Origin of the sequence: Bacillus sp. V2I10 (genome assembly GCF_030817055.1) — a bacterium.
Taxonomy (GTDB): Bacteria; Bacillota; Bacilli; order Bacillales; family Bacillaceae; genus Bacillus_P.
Genome location: NZ_JAUSYV010000001.1, coordinates 748,160 through 766,382, shown reverse-complemented (window position 1 = coordinate 766,382; position 18,223 = coordinate 748,160). Strand labels below are relative to the sequence as shown.

Sequence of the window (18,223 nt, the reverse complement as noted above, 5' to 3'; positions counted from 1 at the left end):
GCCTTGTTTTTGAAGAGAATTAATTATCAATTCTTCATTTTGGCTTTCAATAAAATTATTTTCTTGTGCGGGGCGTTTTTATGAGATCTAAGATTTCCTAAAATAATTCCCGGACTTTCCGATTCCAAGACTTTTCCTATTAATTCCGAGACTTTCCGCGTTAATTCCCGGACTTTACGAATTAATTCCCAGACTTTACGAATTAATTCCGAGACTTCCAAAAATCACCCCTCAAAAAATGTGAAGAAATGCAGATTCATCAAAAAAACTGACCCAAAAAGCCGCATATTGCGACTTTTTGAGTCAGCCTCTTATCTCTTATACCACCCAAGTCCCATGGCACCTTCACCTAAATGCGTGCCGATAACCGGTCCGAAATAGCTGATGGAGTATTCTACATGGGGATACTTTGCTTCAAGTTCTTCTTTCATTTGCTGAGCTTCATCCGGGCGATTGGCATGAATGATGACCGCGCGCATCGGGTCTCCAGCGCCAGCGACTTCATTGAAAAGCTCATAAATGCGGTTGATTGCTTTTTTGCGTGTGCGGATTTTTTCAAAAGGGACGATCAGTTTATCGACAAAATGCAGGATTGGCTTTACCTGCAGCAGGCTGCCGATCAGTGCCTGTGCGCCGCTTAAACGTCCGCCGCGCTGAAGATGTGCTAAATCATCTACCATGAAATAAGCTTGAATTGATTTTTTTACTTCGTTTAGACGTGTCATTATTTCCTCAGGTGTCTTGCCTTCTGCAGCAAGCTCAGCTGCCTCAATGGCATAAAATCCCTGAACCATGCAGCTCACTTCCGAATCGAATGCATAAACATCAATGTCATCGACCATTTGACCAGCTGATACAGCTCCGTTGAATGTTCCGCTGATTCCGCTTGATAAATGAACACTGATCACTGCATCATATTCCTTAGAAAGTTCTTCAAATAATTCAACAAATTTGCCAGCAGACGGCTGTGACGTAGTCGGAAGCTCGCCTCTATTTTTGACTTCTTCGTAAAAGTCTGCAGCGGTTATTTCAACTTCCTCCTGGTATACTTCCCCGCCAAAAATCACGCTCAGCGGAATCATCTGAATATTTAACCGCTCACGTGTTTCTTTTGGAATATAAGATGTGCTATCCGTAACTATTGCCGTTTTCATATATGTACCTTCCTTGTAATCGACTTCTCTTAATGTACTTTTCATTCTATAAGATAATGCTTCTAATTTCATTACTTTGTATGTAAATAAATGGTGAAGAAATAAGAAAAGAGCATGCGCCCGTTTAGCTCAGGCATGACGGATTTGTTCTGGCAGAGGAGTTGGGTGATGGAGCTAGACATCAATGCGCAAAACTTTATACTTTCTTATTTCTAAATAAATCCCTGCTATCTACTATAACAGGGATTTGCGAGATATAGATATGCAACTTTTAAAAAGCGCCATGTAAAAGAAAAAACCTGCCGAAGCAGGTTTTATCGCACTTCCACCCAGCCGTTTTTGATGGCAACGACTACTGCTTGAGTACGGTCATTTACGTTCATTTTTTGAAGAATGTTGCTTACGTGATTCTTAACTGTTTTTTCACTGATGAAAAGGGCTTCGCCGATGCCGCGGTTGCTTTTTCCGTCCGCAAGCATTTGCAGCACTTCACATTCACGGCGAGTTAAAATATGTAATGGACGTCTGATTTCAGTCGTGATGGTTGTTGTGCCTCCGCCTGATCCGCTTGTAGCAAGACGTCTGAATTCATTCACAAGGTTATGTGTTACTTTAGGATGCAAGTATGAACCGCCATCAGAAACGACTTTTACAGCTTCGATCAGTGTGTCAGCATCCATTTCTTTTAACAGATAGCCACGAGCGCCTGTTTTCAAAGCGTGAGTTACATAGTTCTCATCGTCGTGAATCGACAGGATGATTACTTTTGTTTCCGGATTTGATTCCACCAGCTGTTTTGTAGCTTCCACGCCGTTTACTTTCGGCATGTTGATGTCCATGATGACAACATCAGGCTTGCTGTCTTCAACGATGGCTAATGCATCTTCGCCGTCATCGCCTTCTGATACAACTTCAAAGCTTGGTTCGAAATCCAAGATTCGTTTAACGCCTTCTCGGAATAATTGGTGATCATCGATAATCGCAATTCTTGTCTTCATGCATACGCCTCCCATTTTTTATTCTAGTCTATTACAGGGTGATGCCGTCAATATGCCTTTGGTCTATTTTTTCAGACATTGAGAGGCACCTGTATCATAATGAATGTCCCAAGACCTATTTTAGAATCAATTGTGATTCGGCCGTTTAAGAGCTCTACACGCTCTCTCATCCCAAGGAGTCCGAATGATTTCTTCTGATTTTGCTTCATTTCTCTCGTATCGAAGCCTTTTCCGTTATCTTTGATCATCAGAATAATATTATTCTGATTCACTTCAACCTTAACCTGAATCTCACGGGCTTCGGCGTGCTTTAATGCATTCGTGACTGCTTCCTGAGCCAGCCTGAACAACGCCACTTCAAAGCGGGGCGGAAGCCTGTTTTCTTCGAAATCACCGAGGCTTGAAAATAAGATACGGGTTTTCCCGTTATACTCTTCGATTGTATAAAGATACTTTCTGAGGGTTGGTATGAGTCCAAGGTCATCCAGTGCCATTGGCCTTAAATCATAAATAATCCTCCGAACCTCATACAGGGCATTGCGGACATTTTGGCGAAGGCTGCGGATTTCTTTAAAACCTTCGTCAGACCCCCGCTCTCTGAAGATCCGTTCAATCAGCTCTGAACGCATCATTACGTTCGCAAGCATCTGAGCAGGTCCGTCGTGAATTTCCCTTGAAACGCGCTTGCGCTCCTCTTCCTGAGCTTCAATGATTCTTAGACCGAAATCCTGCTTCTGCTGCGCATCCTCAATCAGCATGCCGACCTGACGAAGATCCTGATGCAGATAATTCAGGACAACCGATATTTGGCTCACAAGCACCTCTGCCCGCTCAATTGTTTCCTGAAGCCTAAGCAGCCTTCTCTCTAAATCATCCCGCCGATCTCTGAGCTGCTTTTCTTTTTGCTGAAGCATGGTGAGCTCCACCTGAAGCTTGTGGGCCTTCTCATAGGCTTCCCTGATCTCTTCCTCGCTGAATTGCTTAAAGTGCTTGCTCACCTCAGACAGACGCTTTCTGGCAAACCTGGCGTGAACCTCAAGCTTGTCTCCCTGTTCAATCACATCATTAACCTGTATCTTAATTTGTTTTAATTCTTCTACAAGCTCTTCGTATTGCTGACGGGACTGCTCGCCGATCTTAAAAATTTCGCCTTTGCTGCCGTCAACCGTCGCTACCATCTTATCCAGAATTTGATCAAGCACTTTGCAGTCAAGCTTCTTGGAGTCCACTATATCTCCTCCACTAATGGGTTAAAATAAACTTCACACAATATTACACAATATAATGATTGAAGTGAAAATTTTGTCGCTTTATAATATAAGAATGTGCATTTATAATTCCATTTGCCTTCTATAAGCTTGCAAGGAGGTGTACAAGCATGCTTTCACACTATTATACCGTAAAAGGATACGGAGAGCATGAAATATCCATACAGAAATCACGTTTTATTTGTTATATAAACCGCGCACAAACCGAAGAAGAGGCGCAGGCCTTCATTCAGCAGATAAAAAAGAAGCATTGGGATGCGACACATAACTGCTCAGCCTATTTAATCGGCGAACACGATCTGATTCAAAAAGCAAATGACGACGGAGAACCAAGCGGAACCGCCGGCGTGCCTATCCTTGAAGTGCTTAAAAAGAGACAATTAAAAGATACAGTTGCCGTTGTCACCCGTTATTTCGGAGGCATAAAGCTCGGCGCAGGCGGACTGATCCGCGCATACGGGAGCTCAACCTCTGAAGCCCTGAACGCAATCGGCATTGTCGAGCGTAAGTTAACGCGCGTGATGCATACTAAGATTGATTATACATGGCTTGGAAAAGTGGAAAATGAACTCAGAAATTCACACTATCAGCTTAAAGAAATTCATTACCTTGATAACGTTGAGGTGGAGACGTTTGTCGAAGAAGGCCTGAAGGATCAATTCATAGAATGGATGACAGAGCTGACAAATGGCCAGGGTGAAATCAGCGAAGGTACTCAAATCTATTTAGAACAGCCAAAAATTTAAACGGACAGAGGAGTAACTTATGAATAGGCAGGAAGTTAAAAAAATAAAGAAAAAGAAGAAAAAAAGCGTTTTTAAACGAATTTTATTTTTGTTCTTCATACTATTTCTATTAGTTGGCGGATATGCAGGCTATGTCTTTTATCAAACCTATCAGGCCGCTAACAATTCATATGACGATTTAGGAAGAGATAAATCCAAATTGCGCGATGAGGCCGTGAGCATCTCAAACGATCCTGTTTCCATACTGTTAATGGGGGTTGAAAACTACTCAAGCGGAGGATCCGGAGGACGGGCTGATACACTTATGGTCGCTACTTTTAATCCAAAGGATCAGACGATGAAATTGTTAAGTCTTCCGCGTGATACACGCGTAGAAATTCCAGGTAAAGAAACAAAGCGCAAAATCAACTCAGCCTATTCAACTGGCGGAAAAGAACTAACAATTGAAACGGTCGAAGGTTTCTTGAAAATTCCAATTGATTATTATGCAACAGTTAACTTCGAAGGCTTTAAAAACATTATCGATATCGTAGGCGGCATTACAGTGGACGTTCCTTTTGATTTCACTCAAAACAGTGATGATCCAAAAGCCGAAAAACTTGAGTTTACTGAAGGACCAATGAAAATGGATGGAAGATACGCTTTGGCCTATGCAAGAATGAGGCTGCAGGATCCTAACAATGACATTGGCAGAAATGAAAGACAGCAGCAGGTTGTAAAAGAGGTCATCAATGAGATCGTATCAGCCGGCACTCTCCTGAAGGTTGACAAGCTGACAAATGAAGTTGGAAAGAACGTTGAAACCAACATGAGAATGTCTGAGCTATTAGGTTTTTATAAAAAGTACAACAACTTTAACACAAATAAGATTGAAACTGTAAAGCTTGAAGGTACAGGGGAATACATCGGCAGCGCCGCTTACTGGATTCCGGATGATACTAGCCTTGAAGAAGTAAGAGATGAATTAAAAGAGCATTTAGAGCTTAAATCAGAAGAAGACGATAACTTAGACAGCAATTAATACCGAAAAGCTCCAGCCTTACATTGGCTGGAGCTTTCTTTATTCCAGCATCCTCTGTATTTCATGCAGGAACCGCGATCCTTTTCACCCTACTCGCAAAAAACGACATTCAATTCGCAAAAACCTGCTTTTAACTTCCACAAACCCATGTTCAACTCTCACAAACGGACTTCCAACTCGCAAACCTTATTTCCAATGGAAAAAAGGGACATTAAATTGCCTTTTACTAACCGCCTTTGGCCATTTTATCGATGCTTCAACTAAATTCAAATGAAATTTCGCTGTATTTCATGCAGGAAACCGCGATCCTTTGCATCCTACCCGCAAAAAACGACTTTCAATTCGCAAAAACCTGCCTTCAACTCGCACAAACCCCTGTTCAACGCTCACAAACGGACTTCCAACTCGCAAACCTTATATCCAATGAAAAAAGGGGACATTAAATTGCCTTTTACTAGCCGCCTTTGGCCATTTTATCGATGCTTCAACTAAATACAAATGAAATTTCGCTGTATTTCATGCAGGAAATTGCAATCCTTTGCACCCTACTCGCAAAAAACGACATTCAATACACAAAAACCTGCCTTCAACTCGCACAAACCCCTGTTCAACGCTCACAAACGGACTTCCAACTCGCAAACCTTATTTCCAATGAAAAAAGGGGATATTAAAATGCCTTTTACTAGCCGCCTTTGGCCATTTTTTCGATGCTTCAACTAAATACAAATGAAATTTCGCTGTATTTCAAGCAGGAAACCGCGATCCTTTTCACCCTACTCGCAAAAATCGACATTCAATTCGCAATAACCTGCCTTCAACTCCCATAAACCCCTGTTCAACTCTCACAAACGTGCTTTAAACTCGCAAAATTTAAATCCAACGGAAAAAAGGGACATTAAATTGCCTTTTACTAGCCGCCTTTGGCCATTTTATCGATGCTTCAACTAAATTCAAATGAAATTCCGCTGTATTTTATGCAGGAAACCGCGATCCTTTGCACCCCACTCGTAAAAATCGACATTCAATTCGCAAAAACCGGCCTTCAACTTCCACAAACCCCTGTTCAACTCTCACAAACGGACTTCCAACTCGCAAACCTTATTTCCTATGAAAAAAAGGGATATTAAAATGCCTTTTACTAGCCGCCTTTGGCCATTTTATCGATGCTTAAGCTAAATACAAATGAAATTCCTCTGTATTTCATGCAGGAATCGGCGATCCTTTGCACCCTACTCGCAAAAAACGACATTCAATTCGCAAAAACCTGCTTTCAACTCCCACAAACCACTGTTCAACTCGTAAACCTGAAAATAAAAAAACCGCACAGCAGCAGCTATGCGGAATTAATTATCTTTTTGAGGCTTTGGCTTAGCCAAAAGCTTTCTGAATGCATTTATAAGCGGTTTATGGCCTTCCCCGATTAATCCGATGAGCTCAGCTGTAATCTGGATGAAGAACAGCAAAATCATCATAATTAAGAGAGCCATCCACATCGTTGCATTTGAGAAAAGAATAGCCGACAGTCCAAAGCATGCACTGAAGAAGTAAATAAGCAGCACGGACTTTCTGTGGCTGAATCCCATGTCCACTAAACAATAGTGCAAATGAAGCTTATCGGGTGCAGCGATATTCTGTCTGTTCACCAGTCTTCGCACAATCGCAAAGAGTGTGTCAAAAATAGGTATAGCCAAAACAATGATCGGAATAATAAAACCGAATAACGTGATGTTTTTAAATAATCCCATTGTCGACAGAATAGAGATGGAATATCCGAGGAACAGCGCTCCGGTATCTCCCATAAAAATCTTCGCCGGGTAGAAATTGTGAATCAGGAATCCGAGCGTGCTTCCGATCAGAATTACACACAGGGATACAACTGCAAATTGAAAATTAGTAAACGCCATGATCAGGATACTGGTCATCGCTATAGATGAAACGCCCGCTGCCAGCCCGTCTAATCCATCAATCAGATTGATGGCGTTTGTGACGCCGACGATCCAGAGAATGGTTACAGGATAGCTCCAATAATCAAGATAGATCAGTCCGAAAAATGGAAGGGTAATCTTGTTAATAAGCAATCCGGATGAGACAACGACTGCTGCTGCAGCCAACTGCCCTGCAAGCTTATACTTTGCCGAAAGAGTAAAGCGATCATCAAGAATACCAATGATGATAATGATGAAAGCACCGATTATAATCTCTTTCATATACATTGATTCAGGACGCAGGTATAGGTAGCCTGCCACAACACCAATAAAGATGGCAAGACCGCCAAGCCTTGGCATTAGGCCCTGATGGATTTTTCGCTTGTTGGGCTTATCAACCGCCCCGATTTTTATCGCAAGTTTTTTTATAAGTGGTGTAATAGATACAGCCACTATAAACGATACTATAAAAGCTATAATATAATTAGAATAATCTAACATGCTTACACCAACTTGTGTGAGATATTTTCACTTCCTCCATCATAGCAAAAATATATAAACTTGCAATTATTATTTTGTTAAGATTTTGCACGCTTTATTCTAAGTATGAACTCTTTTTGAACAAAATCATAATCGCTATTGCTGCTTCAGCAATTTTTTATAAAATGAGACTAACTTTTTTTCTTCAGTTTCCCAATTATACGTTGTTTCGAAACTCATTCTTCCATTTACACCAAAATCTTTTGTCTTTTCCGGATCATCCAGCAGCACATTCAATGCATCAGCAATGGATTCAGGCTTCTCAGGATCAATCAAAAGTCCGCTGCGTGAATTCTCCACCACTTTCCGGTAATGAGGAAAATCAGAAGCCAGAATCGCAACACCTGCTGCCATGTATTCAAATAGTTTATTGGGCAGACAGACCAAATGATTAGGCTCAGGCAAGTAAGGAATAATGCCGATTGAAGCCTTTGATAGATAGGTTTCGATTTCTGAATAAGGCACACTTCCCATAAACTCCACGCGGTCAGCCAATCCATAATCTTTTACCTTCTGTTTGATTTTCCGTTCGAATGCTTCAGACTCAAATCTTCCAACAAAAACAAACCTTGCATCCGGATGCTTGTCCGCTGCCAGTGAAAAGGCCTCTGTTAACTGTTCAATCCCTCTGATAGGAGTTATTCCGCCAAGATAAAGAATCATGTCTGGATTTTTCAGCGAAGAGTGATTGAGCGTGAACATTTCAGTCAAAGGATAGTTTTCAATCTTGCAGGAGTTATATCTCTGATACCTCTCTCCTACTTCGTCCGTCGTATAAATAACGCCTGACAAAATAGGCAGAGAAATTCTCTCAATGGTTTCGTAAATGAAACGGACTGGTTTTTTCATCCATCTTTTCAAGTATTTTTTGCTCATAATCGCATTAGGATAATGCTCATGGGCATCAAAAATTACAGGCTTTCCGGTAAAAATCCGAAGCAGAACCCCGACTGGAATAAGCTCTGGATCATGAAAATGATAAAGGTCTGCATTTGTTTTTCTTGCTGCTTTAAAAACAGTAAACGTATGTAAAAAACGCTTGAATTCCTGCTTTGGCTTTTCAATTGGAATAAGCTTTATTGAATCCTCCAGCATTTTCTCAGGCTTTGGTGCAACAAGCGAGACATCATACCCCGCCTTAACAAGTGATTTGCATTGCTTATGATAAATACGGCCGTCATATGCGTTATGAACAGACGTGATTACGCAGATTTTCTTCATAGATATCCATTCCTTTTTAAAGTTATAGCAGAGTATAACGTTTAGCGCATTGATGTTCTCTCAACTCTAAGTTGTAACTTTTCAATTTATACTTTACACTATTATATTGACATATCCTAATTTTTAATGGAAAGGGATCACTATGAAAATCGTTTATATAACACAGCACTTTCCGCCTGAAATTGGTGCAGCACAAGGCCGTGCCTTTGATATGAGTACGAATCTTACAAACTTAGGGCATGATCTGCATGTGCTTACGGCCTTTCCAAATCATGAGTCAACTTCTAAATTGTACAGCAAAGAGAAGGTGAACAAGCTTTCCGTTTATCGCTCTTTTCGCATACGTGATACTAAAAAAAGCTCAATCCGGCGTTTAGCCAACTACTTGTCATTCATGTGCTCAAGCATCTTCAGCGGCTTGTTCGTTAAAAAACCGGATATCGTTTATGCAACTTCCCCCCAGCTCTTTCAAGGGGTTACCGGGTATGTGCTGAGCCGCATTCATAGAACAAAGTTCGTTTTTGAAGTCCGTGATTTATGGGTAGACTTCGCTGAAATTTTAGGTCAATTTAAAAACAAAAAATTACTGAATCTCGCCAGAAAGCTTGAGAATTTCATTTATAAAAAAGCGGATCTGATTGTTGTCGTCACTCACGGCTACAAAGACCGTCTGATAGACATGGGTATTTCAGCAGATAAGATCATCGTCATTCCAAACGGAGTGAATCCAAATACCTTAAAACCTGTTATAAAAAGGAACGATGTGAAAAAAGAATACGGGATCGAAGATAAATTCCTCGTTCTTTATACAGGCAATATTGGGGCAGCCCAAGGTCTTCAGACCATCATAACAGCTGCGGTAAAGCTGAAGGATGACCCTTCTGTCTGCTTTATGTTCATTGGTGAAGGTGTTGAAAAAGAAGCTTTAATGGAACAAGTGAAAGCAAATGAGTTAACCAACGTTCTCTTTCTGGACAGCAAAAGAAAAGAAGAATTGGCTTCCTACTACGACAGCGCTGATCTTGGCATTGTCAGTTTAAAAAAGCACCCATTATTCGAAATCACCATTCCATCCAAGGTGTTCGATTATATGGCGGTTTCACTGCCGGTACTGATCGGTGTTGAGGGTGAAGCCAGAGAGATCATAGAGAAAAATCATGCCGGCTTCACATTTGAACCAGAGAATCCGGAAGACTTTATCCGTGCACTCAAGCTCGCTCAAAGTCAGCCAGAAACACTTAAAGAAATGAAGAAAAACCTGCGTCACCATCTTCTTCAATCTTTTAATAGAGAAACACAGGCAGCAGAGCTTTCTCAAGCCCTGCACTACTGCAATGAATCTCAAAGCATCAACCACATAAAAAAGACGACCTGATTTCAGCATCAGGTCGTCTTTTTTGCCGTTATACTTGGAAAGGTACAGGCTTTTCATCACGCTTTTTGAAATAGTGCAGAATGGCTTCCGCGATACGTCTGGAAGCTTCTCCGTCTCCATATGGATTAGAGGCTTTCGACATCTCTTCATAGCGTTCTTTATTGTTAAGCAGCTCGTAAGCAAGCTTATAGATCGTTTCCTCATCTGTACCCGCTAGCTTCAATGTTCCTGCTTCAATCCCTTCAGGGCGCTCTGTTGTGTCCCGCAATACAAGGACAGGCACTCCAAGAGATGGCGCTTCTTCCTGTACGCCGCCTGAATCTGTCAGGATAATATGAGCTTTAGAAGCAAAGTTATGGAAATCATAAACGCCAAGCGGTTCGATCAAATGAATTCTAGGATCATTGCCAAGGATTTCATCCGCTACCTCGCGAACAGCCGGATTTAAATGGACAGGATAAACAACCTGTACATCATTATGCTCTGTGATCAGGCGCTTAATCGCACGGAACATGTTTCTCATTGGCTCCCCTAAGTTCTCGCGGCGGTGAGCGGTTAATAGAATCATGCGGTCAGATCCTACCTTCTCAAGCACCTCATGTGTATAGGAATCCTTAACAGTTGTTTTTAAAGCATCAATCGCGGTGTTGCCTGTTATGTAAATCGTCTCGCCTTTTTTATTTTCCTGAAGCAGATTGGCTTCCGCTTTGTCCGTTGGAGCAAAATGAAGATCTGCAATCACACCTGTAATTTGACGATTAACCTCTTCAGGGAATGGAGAGTATTTGTTCCATGTTCTGAGCCCTGCTTCTACATGCCCAACAGCAATTTGATTATAAAATGCAGCTAAGCTTGCAACAAACGTTGTCGTTGTATCGCCATGAACCAGTACAAGATCAGGCTTAACTTCCTTCATCACTTCATCTAAGCCTTCGAGCGCCTTTGTTGTTACACCTGTCAGCGTCTGGCGGTCCTTCATAATGTTCAGATCATGATCTGGAGTGACTTCAAATAATTCCAATACCTGATCAAGCATTTGACGATGCTGGGCAGTTACAGTAACGATTGAATCAATTTCATCCGGATACTTTTCAAGTTCAAGCACAAGCGGTGCCATTTTAATGGCTTCAGGTCTTGTACCGAAAATAGTCATGACTTTTAATTTGCGATCCATATATACGAAACTCCTTTTATAGTCCAATTTAGGCAGCTAGTCTCATTATATCACGTGCCTGAAAAAGAGTATTTTTCTTTATTATTAGAATTTCATTTCATTTTAATTAAATATTTATAAAAAAGATGTGGTGCTATAACCCCACATCCACTACGATAAATTATCATACATCTGTATCAGCTTTTTACTTTCCGTATCCCAAGTTAAAACCTCTCTGGCAAGCAGGCAGTTTTGCTGATAGTAAGAATATTGATTCATAATCTCCATAATGCCATTTACAATGCCTTCCGGAGTTTCCTCTGCCAGCACGCCGGTTTTGTACTCGTCAATAATGACAGACTTGCCGGGATGATTGGAAGAAACAGCAGGAACACCTGCCTGAAGGTATTCAAAAATTTTATTAGGTGTTGAATAATAATTGTTTTTAGAAACCTTCTCATACATCACAAGGCCGATGTCAGCCTTCGCTGTATAATGAATTAAATCCTCAGAAGATACCTGATCGTGAAAAAAGACCCGGTCTGACAGTCCAAGGGAATTAGTACGGCTAACAAGTTCTTCTTTCAAAATACCCGAACCAATCATCACAAGTTTAAAGGTTTCAGGAAGCTTAGCCATCGCATCAATGATCAATTCGAGTCCGCGGTACGGAGAAAATCCGCCTTGATAGAGCAGAATCGTATCTTCTTCCTTAAACCTATAATCCCAGTCAATTTGCTTATCCTGATTCAGGATATCCTTGTGAAAAAGAGGGATATTTTGAATGAGCACACATGGTTTTTCACCGTTTTTTTCAAATAAATAATCTCTCAGATAAGGATTCACAGTAATAAAATAATCTATCTTTTGAAAAAGCCGTTTTTCCATCCTATATCCTACGATGCGGTCGAGCTGGTTACGCCCGGCCATCTCGTTGAAGATTTCATGTGAATCATAGATTAGCTTTGCAGAGAAATCATTTGAGAGCATGTGCCCCTGCCACAGCGTATTTAGATCATGACAATGAACGGCATCAATCGAGACATCTTTTAAATTCGCTTTGACCTTTTTATAAAATTCATAGTAGGCCAGGTAGTCTTTAGGAATTTTGACAATCGGCAGTCTGGCAGTGCGGACAATCAGCTTTTTTACTGCTGACTGTCTTGTTTGACCGCCGGTATTCCCTTTAGACATACTAGCTTTCATGCTTTTAACTGAAATGCCAATCCGAATCAAGTGTATGTTTTTATGTAAAAAAGGATCAGGCTCCTGGAATTCTCTGACGCAGGCTAAGTATACGGCATGTCCTGCATCAGCTAATGCCAAGGCCTCTCTTTTTACTCTCGCATCATAAGGAATATCCTTATACAGCAGCATGAGAATATTCATTTTCTTGCCAATTTCATAAATTCATCATATTCCTTAACGATCGGACCTGTTTCACCGACTGCCTTTTGCTCGCCAAGATGAATCCAGACAACACGGTCACAGATCGCTCTTACTAAGTTCGATGAGTGGGTAACAAGAATAACCGTTCTTTCTTGTTTGATTTTCTCCATAATCGCTTCACGGCATTTCATCTGAAAAGCCGTGTCGCCTACTCCTAAAACTTCATCGATGAGTAGAATCTCAGGATCAAGCGAAATAGCAGTAGCAAAAGCGAGTCTTGATTTCATTCCTGCAGAATACGTGCGAACAGGTTTATAGATAAAATCGCCAAGCTCGGAGAATTCAATAATATCATCGATTTTTTCATCAATCGTTTTCTTTTTATGACCTAAAAGGAGGCCATTCAGATAGATATTCTCAATCCCAGGCAGCTCAGGCTGAAATCCCGCTCCCAATGAAAGAAGAACTGGATGCTCCTCGTCCATGATGCTGAATTCGCCTTTATCGGGAGAAATCAGGCCGCTTAGCAGCTTTAAGAGCGTACTTTTACCAGAACCGTTTCGGCCGATTACGCCAAGAACCTCGCCTTTTTTAACTTCGAAGTTCAAGCCTTTCAGCGCCCAGAATCGATCCTCTTTTTTATGAACACTGATTAGTTTTTTTAATGGTTTTTCTGTATGCTCCGGGTACGAAACCCAAAGATCTTTTACTTCAATTATATTTTCACTCAATTAAATCACCTTAGCATATTCTTTTTCATTTTTGTTCAGCAAGCGGATGCCTAAATATAAAACGGCCATTGAAAGAATGGTTAAGATAGCCAGCGGCATGAACTCTGGTGGTTTTCCATACACCAGAATGTCCCGATATGATTCTATAAAAGTCGTTAAAGGATTCAAATAAAGAAGCGGAACTAATTTTTCAGGAACGGTGCTCAATTCAAACAATACAGGAGACAGATACATCATAGTCCTTGTAATGTACTGCATCATGTTTTTCACATCGCGGATAAAGACGCCCAGATGTGCCAAGAAAATCATAAGCCCCAATAAACAAAATGCATTCAGGACAAAGATGAGCGGGAAATACAGCACGTTCCACGTAAAGTCGATACCGTAAATAGCCAAAAACAAAAAGAGAACGACTACACTTATCAAATATTTAATACAGTTAACAAGCAAGCGAACCAATATGAAAATAATTTTCGGTACATACACCTGCTGCAGAATATTCCCTTTGGATGAGATGGAATTCGTTCCATCTACTAGAGCAGCAGTGAAAAATTTCAGAGGAATTAAACCAGTAAAAATGACGACTGGATAATCTGGCGTGCCTCTATCTAGTATGACAACGACTAATAAGTAGAAAATTGCCATATAAAAAATCGGATCCAGAATCCACCATAGAAAACCAAAATATGTCCTTGAGTTATTTGCTTTAAAGTCTGAAGTAGTCAAGTGATATATTAAATCTTTATTGTTTTTTATGGTTTTTATTGTATCTAATAGCATAAGATGTTCTCCTAACTAGCAAAATGTTGCACCTTAATAATAATATACTTACTTAAATCACCTTTCAAGTTTTACTCCAAATTGTAAAAGGATTGACACGAATTGAAATCGCAGAATAGGAACCGGCTGTACTCTGCGGAAATTATTTTGTACGATAGTGCGCTAAAAGCTCTGGATGATACCCTGTAATAGGTTTGAAATTTGAAATTGAGTAAACATTTGAGATACCCAATACTCCTCAAAACCCCGAATTGGGTAACCATTGAGAGCGTATAATATCCTATAACTGCGCAAAACCCAAACTCGGGTAGCTATTGAAGGTGTATGATGCCTCAAAGTTGCTCAAAACCCCGAATTGGGTAACCAAGAGAGCGTATGATGCCCCAAAGTAGCTCAAAAATCAGATTCGGGTAACCATAGAGAGCGTATGATACCCCAAAGTTGCTCAAAAATCGGATTCGGGTAACTATAGAGAGCGTATTATGCCCCAAAGTCTCTCAAAAACCAGATTCGGGTAATCATAGAGAGCGTATGATGCCCCAAAGCTGCTCAAAAACCAGATTCGGGTAACCATAGAGAGCCTATGATACCCCAAAGTTACTCAAAAACCAGATTCGGGTAACCATAGAGAGCGTATGATACCCCAAATTTGCTCAAAAACCAGATTCGGGTAACCATAGAGAGCTATGCTACCCCTAACCGTTCAAAACCCAAACTAGAGTAACCATAGGAGCCGGATGTTACCCCGTAACTGCTCAAACTACAAAATCCGGTAACCACAGTAAGTTCCTTAACAGGCTTAAAGTGTCTTTTCTAGCGCAACACCAAGACCAGCAAAGCATCCCCTAAATTTCGCAGCCCAAAACCTTACGGCAGAATAAAAAAAGACCATAAACGAATATGGTCCATTGTTGATTCAAGTTTGACTTACTTTACAAATTTATAAAGGTTTCCGAAGTTGATATAAGCGATCTCTTCCGGGCACTCTTTTACAATGTTTTTCGTGTCAAAAATTCTCTTTGTTTTCATGCCTGCAAAGTCAGCTGCATCGACTGATTTGAATTCGTTGTGATCTGTCAGAACTAAAACAAGATCAGAATGGTTAACTGCTGCTTTAAGGTCTTTTTCTACCCAGTCTTTTTGAACATGCGGGTCGTAAGCGATCACTTCGTTCGCACCAGCCATTTTTAACTGCTGGTAGATATCCATTGCAGGACTTTCACGAATATCGTCTACGTTTCCTTTGTATGTCAGACCGAATACAGTGATTTTTTTATCATCTAAGCCGCCAAGCATTTTAGATACGTTTTCTACAACAAATGAAGGCATCGAAACGTTGATATCACGTGCCTGATAGATAAGCTTCGCCTGTTCAGGAGCTTCAGCAACGATGAAATACGGATCAACAGCTAAGCAATGTCCGCCAACGCCCGGTCCAGGGTGATGAAGGTTTACACGCGGATGCTTGTTGGCCATTTCGATTACATCAAGTGCATTGATATCTAGCTCGGTACAGATTTTTACAAGCTCATTTGCTAGTGAAATGTTTACGTCACGGAATGTATTTTCCATAAGCTTGGACATTTCCGCTGTTTTAGCATCTGTTAAAATAAGCTCGCCTTCAACAAAAGTGCTGTATACTTTTGCTCCGGCTTTTTTACAAGCTTCTGTCACACCGCCGATGATGCGGTTATTGTGAATTAATTCGTGCATAATTTGTCCAGGAAGCACGCGCTCTGGGCAATGTACTAAGAAGATATCTTCCCCGATAGTAAAGCCGTGTTTTTCAAGCAACGGTTTTACATGATCGTCCGTTGTACGCGGAGCGATTGTTGATTCAACAATAACCGTGTTGTTTTTTTCCAAATAAGGAATCATCATTTCAACAGCACTTAAAACATATTTTAAATCTACAGATTTATATTGATCATCTTTATTTGGAGTTGGAACAGCAATAATGAATACATCTGCTTTTTCAGGTTTCGTAGCTGCCTTGAATTTGCCAGATGCCATAACCTCTTCTAATGCATCCTGCAGACCAGGCTCTTCGATATGAATTTTGCCCTGGTTTAATGAATCAACTACTTGCTGCTGAACATCTACACCAAGCACGCTTACGCCATGCTTTGCAAACATTATAGAAGTTGGCAGTCCAATATAACCAAGACCAAGTGTTGCGATCTTCATGTGAATTCTCCTCCAGTTGGTTGTTCAAAAAATTTCTCTCATACAACAGTACAGCTTTGAAAACAGCATGTCAATGATTTGAGTTACCGCTGCTCGAAGAGAACTTTCTCATTTTTTGTTTCTGTTATTTCATTAAGTTCTGCCTGAATCATTTTGTTTTTTCCGCATTGATACCTGACGATATGTGAAGCTTCTTCGGATTTTTGCAAAAAGGCTTTCGGATGATAATAAAGGTATTCAATGGCTTCGGCAAGACCCATATAGTCCTCGCCTTCAGCTAAAAATCCGCAAGAATCATCTATGAATTCAGGAATGGCATATACACCGGATGTTACAGGCACCAACCCGCTCGACATCGCCTCTCCAAGGGAAACACCTTGAGAATCCATTCTGGACGGGCTCAAAAAGATGCCATGTGACTTATGCTGTTCAGCTATTTCCTGCTGAGATAAGAAATAGTTATGAAGATGAACATTTGGGATGTCTCTGATTGGCTCTACCACTTCATTAAATAACGGTCCCTGCCCGTAGATGTCAAAGGTCAGATCATTAAAAAACGGCTTGTCTTTTAACACAAGAATGGCTTTTACGGTCAAATCATTCGCATACGTCCTTGAAGCAAACGGCCTGATGGTTAAAATCCGTGTTCTTTGCTCTTCCGATTTCTCTACATAATTAAACAATTCATCATCAATTGCATTGTGGATGATGCTGTAGTTTTTAATGAGCGTATTTGTATCTTTTTCAGCAACATTTTCTTTGTACCATTTTGAGACGAAGATGAATTTAATATCGTCATCATTTGTCGTATAAAGATCCGCCATAAAGTCAAGCTGCTCCTGGTTCCTTTTCGCATACTCAAGGCTTTTGCGTATTTCTTTGGTGCTTTGGTAGAAATTAAACCAGCGGCGGTACCATTTCGTCGTTTCGAACCCGTGAACCCAGATAAGCTTCGGAGTATAACGGGCTTTTGACTTTCTGACAGCTCTGTACATTCTTTCATTTATGAAGTGAAATAATACTTTCTTGTAGGGCTTTGCATTTAAAAGGTTCGTAAGCGCTTCTTCCCCGCCTATAAAGACAGGTACACCATCATATACATAATGAGCAATGCTTGCAGGTGACGTATTCAGCCGGTATATGGCTGCATTAATTCCGTTTTCTTTATACGCAAGCACCCGTTTATGCACGAACATGTTTTGGTAATACGTGTTCTTTTCAGGATAAACATTTGTCACAATCAGGTAATCCACCTCAGGATATCTCAAAAACAATTCCTTTTGGCTTTCTTCAGTCGAAACATTGTAGGCAGAAACAGAATAATCCGTAATTACCGCTTCTCCGGTACCTGAAAGCCTAAGCCCCAATGAATAGCTGACTACATTTTTCGGAAAGCTCAGGTTCATTTCACTGCCTAATGGATTGTACTGAACATACACCTTATTGTTATCTTTGTCATAACCGACGATAACCTGCTGTACCTGAACGCCGCTGTACGTTTTTCCGTCAATTTTAGCATTATACGTATAATCAGCGTTCAAGCTGCGGTCAACTTTATTACTTTTATCGTAGTAAAGGATGATCGGATTGGCTTCTTTATTAAGCTGAGTGATCTTAATATCAAGACGGTCACTGCCCTCTATCTGTACATCAAAGCTTGACGCTGTTTTTTTGGGCCATTTATCAAAAAAGGAATCCGTTTTAACCGGCTCTTTTGTTATCAAGACTGTCCCCT

The 18,223-nt window shown here is 40.7% G+C and carries 14 protein-coding genes; 3 read left to right on the top strand and 11 right to left on the bottom strand.

The genetic code is table 11. The features are described 5' to 3' along the window. Positions 1-311: 311 nt before the first annotated feature. The 3 genes from QFZ72_RS03885 to degS form a co-directional block, all read right to left on the bottom strand. Entirely contained in the window at positions 312-1,154 is an 843-nt protein-coding gene (locus tag QFZ72_RS03885; protein ID WP_307429638.1) for a DegV family protein, read from the bottom strand. A 314-nt stretch (positions 1,155-1,468) separates the two neighbouring features. Beyond that, positions 1,469-2,152, bottom strand: coding sequence for a two-component system response regulator DegU (gene degU / locus QFZ72_RS03880; protein ID WP_252202546.1), 684 nt, complete (start codon positions 2,150-2,152; stop codon positions 1,469-1,471). A gap of 71 nt (positions 2,153-2,223) precedes the next feature. After that, positions 2,224-3,381, bottom strand: coding sequence for a two-component sensor histidine kinase DegS (degS, locus tag QFZ72_RS03875; RefSeq protein ID WP_307429633.1), 1,158 nt, complete (start codon positions 3,379-3,381; stop codon positions 2,224-2,226). Positions 3,382-3,530: 149 nt separating this feature from the next. On the opposite strand from degS, the gene QFZ72_RS03870 reads away from it, so the two are divergent. Together QFZ72_RS03870 and QFZ72_RS03865 are read left to right on the top strand one after the other, a co-directional pair. Further along, entirely contained in the window at positions 3,531-4,166 is a 636-nt protein-coding gene (locus QFZ72_RS03870) for a YigZ family protein (protein ID WP_307429631.1), read from the top strand. Positions 4,167-4,185: 19 nt separating this feature from the next. Continuing rightward, positions 4,186-5,187, top strand: a complete 1,002-nt coding sequence (locus QFZ72_RS03865) for an LCP family protein (RefSeq protein WP_307429628.1) — start codon at positions 4,186-4,188, stop codon at positions 5,185-5,187. 1,343 nt (positions 5,188-6,530) lie between these two features. Here the strand turns inward: QFZ72_RS03865 and QFZ72_RS03860 are convergent. Further along, positions 6,531-7,613, bottom strand: a complete 1,083-nt coding sequence (locus tag QFZ72_RS03860) for a glycosyltransferase family 4 protein (RefSeq protein WP_307429625.1) — start codon at positions 7,611-7,613, stop codon at positions 6,531-6,533. Positions 7,614-7,748: 135 nt separating this feature from the next. Beyond that, the gene (locus QFZ72_RS03855) at positions 7,749-8,873 is read right to left on the bottom strand and encodes a glycosyltransferase family 4 protein (protein WP_307429622.1); all 1,125 of its coding nucleotides are present in this window, start codon (positions 8,871-8,873) and stop codon (positions 7,749-7,751) included. A gap of 142 nt (positions 8,874-9,015) precedes the next feature. Between QFZ72_RS03855 and QFZ72_RS03850 the strand changes: the two genes are divergently transcribed. Further along, on the top strand, positions 9,016-10,248 hold the full coding sequence (locus tag QFZ72_RS03850; protein WP_307429619.1) for a glycosyltransferase family 4 protein: 1,233 nt from the start codon (positions 9,016-9,018) through the stop codon (positions 10,246-10,248). A 28-nt stretch (positions 10,249-10,276) separates the two neighbouring features. Here QFZ72_RS03850 and wecB read toward each other — a convergent pair whose 3' ends face one another. The 6 genes from wecB to QFZ72_RS03820 all read right to left on the bottom strand — a co-directional run bounded on the left by wecB (position 10,277) and on the right by QFZ72_RS03820 (position 18,212). Then, a complete protein-coding gene (gene wecB / locus QFZ72_RS03845; protein WP_307429616.1) occupies positions 10,277-11,422 on the bottom strand; it encodes a non-hydrolyzing UDP-N-acetylglucosamine 2-epimerase in 1,146 nt (381 codons plus the stop codon). Between the two features lie 150 nt (positions 11,423-11,572). Continuing rightward, a complete protein-coding gene (locus tag QFZ72_RS03840; RefSeq protein WP_307429613.1) occupies positions 11,573-12,790 on the bottom strand; it encodes a glycosyltransferase in 1,218 nt (405 codons plus the stop codon). Next, the gene (locus QFZ72_RS03835) at positions 12,787-13,521 is read right to left on the bottom strand and encodes an ABC transporter ATP-binding protein (protein WP_307429610.1); all 735 of its coding nucleotides are present in this window, start codon (positions 13,519-13,521) and stop codon (positions 12,787-12,789) included. The genes QFZ72_RS03840 and QFZ72_RS03835 overlap by 4 nt, the downstream gene beginning before the upstream one ends. Beyond that, positions 13,522-14,301: an ABC transporter permease gene (locus QFZ72_RS03830; RefSeq protein WP_307429607.1), complete on the bottom strand. Its 780-nt coding sequence runs from the start codon at positions 14,299-14,301 to the stop codon at positions 13,522-13,524. It abuts the gene before it with no gap. 927 nt (positions 14,302-15,228) lie between these two features. Continuing rightward, positions 15,229-16,488, bottom strand: coding sequence for a nucleotide sugar dehydrogenase (locus QFZ72_RS03825; protein ID WP_307429604.1), 1,260 nt, complete (start codon positions 16,486-16,488; stop codon positions 15,229-15,231). 83 nt (positions 16,489-16,571) lie between these two features. After that, positions 16,572-18,212 (bottom strand): glycosyltransferase family 4 protein, encoded by a 1,641-nt coding sequence (locus QFZ72_RS03820; RefSeq protein WP_307429601.1) that lies wholly within the window; start codon positions 18,210-18,212, stop codon positions 16,572-16,574. Positions 18,213-18,223: the final 11 nt, after the last annotated feature.

Excerpts from the sequence above, each read along its gene's own strand:
- QFZ72_RS03860 (WP_307429625.1), bottom strand. The coding sequence starts at position 7,613 with ATGTTAGATTATTCTAATTATATTATAGCTTTTATAGTATCGTTTATA.
- QFZ72_RS03825 (WP_307429604.1), bottom strand. The coding sequence starts at position 16,488 with ATGAAGATCGCAACACTTGGTCTTGGTTATATTGGACTGCCAACTTCT.
- wecB (WP_307429616.1), bottom strand. The coding sequence starts at position 11,422 with ATGGATCGCAAATTAAAAGTCATGACTATTTTCGGTACAAGACCTGAA.
- QFZ72_RS03855 (WP_307429622.1), bottom strand. The coding sequence starts at position 8,873 with ATGAAGAAAATCTGCGTAATCACGTCTGTTCATAACGCATATGACGGC.
- QFZ72_RS03830 (WP_307429607.1), bottom strand. The coding sequence starts at position 14,301 with ATGCTATTAGATACAATAAAAACCATAAAAAACAATAAAGATTTAATA.
- QFZ72_RS03850 (WP_307429619.1), top strand. The coding sequence starts at position 9,016 with ATGAAAATCGTTTATATAACACAGCACTTTCCGCCTGAAATTGGTGCA.
- degU (WP_252202546.1), bottom strand. The coding sequence starts at position 2,152 with ATGAAGACAAGAATTGCGATTATCGATGATCACCAATTATTCCGAGAA.
- QFZ72_RS03865 (WP_307429628.1), top strand. The coding sequence starts at position 4,186 with ATGAATAGGCAGGAAGTTAAAAAAATAAAGAAAAAGAAGAAAAAAAGC.
- QFZ72_RS03885 (WP_307429638.1), bottom strand. The coding sequence starts at position 1,154 with ATGAAAACGGCAATAGTTACGGATAGCACATCTTATATTCCAAAAGAA.
- QFZ72_RS03840 (WP_307429613.1), bottom strand. The coding sequence starts at position 12,790 with ATGAATATTCTCATGCTGCTGTATAAGGATATTCCTTATGATGCGAGA.
- QFZ72_RS03870 (WP_307429631.1), top strand. The coding sequence starts at position 3,531 with ATGCTTTCACACTATTATACCGTAAAAGGATACGGAGAGCATGAAATA.